This is a genomic window from Pseudomonas sp. P5_A2_2 (assembly GCF_054177685.1).
In genome coordinates, this window is record NZ_JBGCUL010000456.1 from 1 (window position 1) to 3,589 (window position 3,589).

General features: G+C 56.5%; 3 protein-coding genes. 1 reads left to right on the forward strand and 2 read right to left on the reverse strand.

From position 1 onward, the window contains the following. A partial coding sequence (gene radA, locus ACXRVY_RS20320) for a DNA repair protein RadA (protein ID WP_223461043.1) occupies window positions 1–1,367 on the reverse strand: 1,367 nt, incomplete at its 3' end. Window positions 1,368–2,006: 639 nt separating this feature from the next. Here radA and mscL point away from each other — a divergent pair. Next, a complete protein-coding gene (gene mscL, locus ACXRVY_RS20325; protein WP_458238087.1) occupies window positions 2,007–2,420 on the forward strand; it encodes a large-conductance mechanosensitive channel protein MscL in 414 nt (137 codons plus the stop codon). Between the two features lie 41 nt (window positions 2,421–2,461). On the opposite strand, the gene ACXRVY_RS20330 is transcribed toward mscL, so the two are convergent. After that, the gene (locus ACXRVY_RS20330; RefSeq protein ID WP_108216399.1) at window positions 2,462–3,238 is read right to left on the reverse strand and encodes a ferredoxin--NADP reductase; all 777 of its coding nucleotides are present in this window, start codon (window positions 3,236–3,238) and stop codon (window positions 2,462–2,464) included. Between the last annotated feature and the right edge of the window lie 351 nt (window positions 3,239–3,589).

Consider the following 3,589-nt stretch of genomic DNA (forward strand, 5'->3'; position numbering starts at 1 on the left):
TACTCGAACAGCGCGTCGAGTGCCTGTTCCAGCCGGGTCACAGCAATAATCTGCAATCCAGCCGGCGCCTCTTTCGGCGCATTACCCTTGGGCACGATGGCCCGCTTGAAGCCGTGCTTGGCAGCTTCTTTCAAACGCTCCTGACCGCTCGGCACCGGACGCACTTCACCGGAAAGCCCGACTTCACCGAATACCAGCAGATCGTGGGGCAACGGCCGGTTGCGCAAACTGGACATCACCGCTGCCATCAGCGCGAGGTCGGACGCCGTTTCCAGCACCTTGACCCCGCCGACCACGTTGAGAAACACGTCCTGATCGTGGGTCGGAATGCCACCGTGACGGTGCAGCACAGCCAGCAACATCGCCAGCCGGTTTTGATCCAGCCCCAGCGTGACCCGACGCGGGTTGGCCAGGTGACTGTCGTCCACCAGCGCCTGAACCTCCACCAGCATCGGCCGTGTGCCTTCCCATGTTGCCATCACCACACTGCCCGGGACTTCTTCCTGGGCACGGGTCAGAAAAATCGCCGACGGGTTGGAGACTTCTTTCAGACCTTTGTCGGTCATGCCGAAAACGCCCAGTTCATTGACTGCACCGAAGCGGTTCTTCACCGCCCGCAGCAGACGCAGGCGCCCGTCAGACTCACCTTCGAAATACAGCACGGTGTCGACCATGTGCTCCAGCACCCGAGGGCCAGCCAGCGCGCCTTCCTTGGTGACGTGGCCCACCAGAAAAATCGCCGTGCCGCTCTGTTTGGCATAACGCACCAGCAACGCCGCGCTTTCGCGCACCTGGGATACACCGCCCGGTGCCGATTGCAATTGCTCGGTAAAGATCGTCTGGATCGAGTCGATCACCATCACCCTGGGCTTTTCCTGACGGGCCGTGGCAATGATGGTTTCGATGCAGGTTTCGGTCATGACCCGCAATTGATCCTGAGGCAACCCCAGGCGCCGCGCACGCATGGCCACTTGCTGCTGGGATTCCTCACCGGTGACGTACAGTGCCGACATGCTCTTGGCGAGGTTGCACAAGGTTTGCAACAGAATGGTCGACTTGCCGATGCCAGGGTCGCCACCGATCAGCACCACCGAGCCATCCACCAGACCACCACCCAGAACCCGGTCCAGCTCGCTGGAAGCGGTGGAGAAGCGCGGAATTTCTTCGACACTGACTTCGGCCAGAGTCTTGATCTGCGCCTGCTGGCCGGTCCAGCCGGTACGACCGCTGGGGGCGGCTGCCCCGCCGCTTTCCACCATGGTTTCGGTAAGCGTGTTCCAGGCCCCGCACTCACCGCACTGGCCGGCCCATTTGGGGAAGGTTGAGCCGCACTCGGTGCAGCCGTACATGCGCTTGGCCTTGGCCATCGGAACTCCCGGAAAAAAACGCGATGATAGCTCAGCCAGGGCGCGCGAGTGCGGCCAGATATTTCGCGCCCCTATTGACGACTTCAAATAACCTTATTAAACACAGGTATATTCAGATGCACCCAACCTACAAACCTTGTATAAGTTTTTTACTCAACTCGGCCAATAAATTCTAGGGACATGCCATACCGCACGTTTTGAAAACCTATACAGACTTTGTTCACTTACATACTTTTTGCACAACTTCTAAAACATTCACACAACACGCAGCAGTGATTCAGAGAAACGCGCAACTTGTCAGACGCCCCGAACTAACGGAACAGTTAATATCACTGCAGCTGCATTTAATTTTCAATGCGACCTCTCGGCCACTAACTGCCCGATCATCTTGAACGTCCCGATTCAGGAATGGTCGCTCAACCTTGGCTCGCCCACACAAATGACGCTATTTCGCTGAAAAAAACGTCGCATGCGAACTCCGCAGAAGGCCTGCCCGACCTCAGATGAGATCAATCGGTGAATTTTTCAACGCCACCCGGGTCAATGGCTGGCAAGCACAGCAGGCAGTTGATTCGAGCAGGATGCGATTGGCTGATTTACACTGCGCACATCTACCTCATCTGTAACAAGGAATAACCTATGGGCGTGCTAAACGAGTTCAAGGCCTTCGCGGTCAAAGGCAACGTGGTCGACATGGCCGTCGGCATCATCATCGGTGCGGCCTTCGGCAAGATCGTTACGTCGTTTGTCGGTGACCTGATCATGCCGCCAATCGGGATGCTGATCGGTGGCGTGGACTTCAGTGATCTGGCCATAACGCTCAAGGCAGCAGACGGCGCCATTCCTGCGGTGGTGCTGGCCTATGGCAAGTTCATCCAGACCATCATCGACTTCGTCATCGTCGCCTTTGCGATCTTCATGGGCGTCAAGGCCATCAACCGCCTGAAGCGTGAGGAGTCCGTGGCCCCTAGCCTGCCGCCGGTTCCCACCAAGGAAGAAGAGTTGCTGGGCGAGATCCGCGACTTGCTCAAGGCCCAAAACAACYGGCCTTGACTGCATTGGCATAAAACGGCGCCTTTGAGGCGCCGTTTTGCTTACCAGAAGTTTTCCACCGCCACTTGGCCGGGGCGCCGGCTGAGGCTCAAGTGCATGTCCCGCTGTTTAAGCAACTTGCGCGTATCATCGATCATCTGCGGGTTGCCGCACAGCATGACCCGTGAATGCTCAGGCGTCAGCGCAACTCCCGCGCTGCGCTCCAACTCGCCGCTTTCAATCAGTGTGGTGATCCGTCCGTTCAATGCGCCAGGATGCTGCTCACGAGTGACTGTGGCGATGAATTGCAATTTGTGTGCGTATTCAGCCAGATACTCAAGTTGCGCCAACCCCGCGATCAACTCCTGATAAGCCAGTTCCCGGGCTTCGCGAACGCTGTAGACCAGGATGATCCGCTCGAATCTCTCCCAGACTTCGAAATCCTGGAGTATCGACAGGAACGGCGCGATGCCCGTGCCTGTGGATAACAACCACAGATCGCGGCCATCGACAAAACGGTCCAGCGTCAAGTAGCCGAAGGCCTGGCGGTCGACCAGCAATGTGTCGTCAACGCCCAGGCGGCTCAGCTCACTGGTGAACTCACCGCCCGGTACGACAATGGAAAAGAACTCGAGGAACTCGTCAAAGGGCGAGGACACCATGGAGTAGGCGCGCCATACCGTGCTGCCGTCAGCCTTGGTGACGCCCAACCGGGCAAACTGCCCCGCCCGAAAACGAAACCCTGCATCCCGCGTGGCGCGCAGGGTAAACAGGTTCGGAGTCAACGGATGAACCTCGAGCAAGGTCTGGCGCGTAAATTTTTCTTCACTGACGGACATGGAAGGCTCCAATCAACAGATACCCCAGTGTCCCGCAAAGAAAGCAGCGTAACCACCGACAATTTGTAGTGGCATTAATGCGCACTAGTAGTCGATTACAGAATACGAATACAACCCTACATATAAAATTATATGTGGCATTTCATAACCATTTATTTCCTAAGAACCTTGAGCACACTTTTCCAACAGTCAAAATAACAAAATTGTCGAACCACTTCCGTAGGAAATGTCCTACACTTCGTGGCGTGCCGGATCTTGGATCCAATTCTGCACCCAGAAGACACACTAATGGAGATCACTGTATGGAGATCTGGAAGGAGTCGCAGCTCAAACAATTGGCGCGCACACAAG

Excerpts from the sequence above, each read along its gene's own strand:
- ACXRVY_RS20330 (WP_108216399.1), bottom strand. The coding sequence starts at position 3,238 with ATGTCCGTCAGTGAAGAAAAATTTACGCGCCAGACCTTGCTCGAGGTT.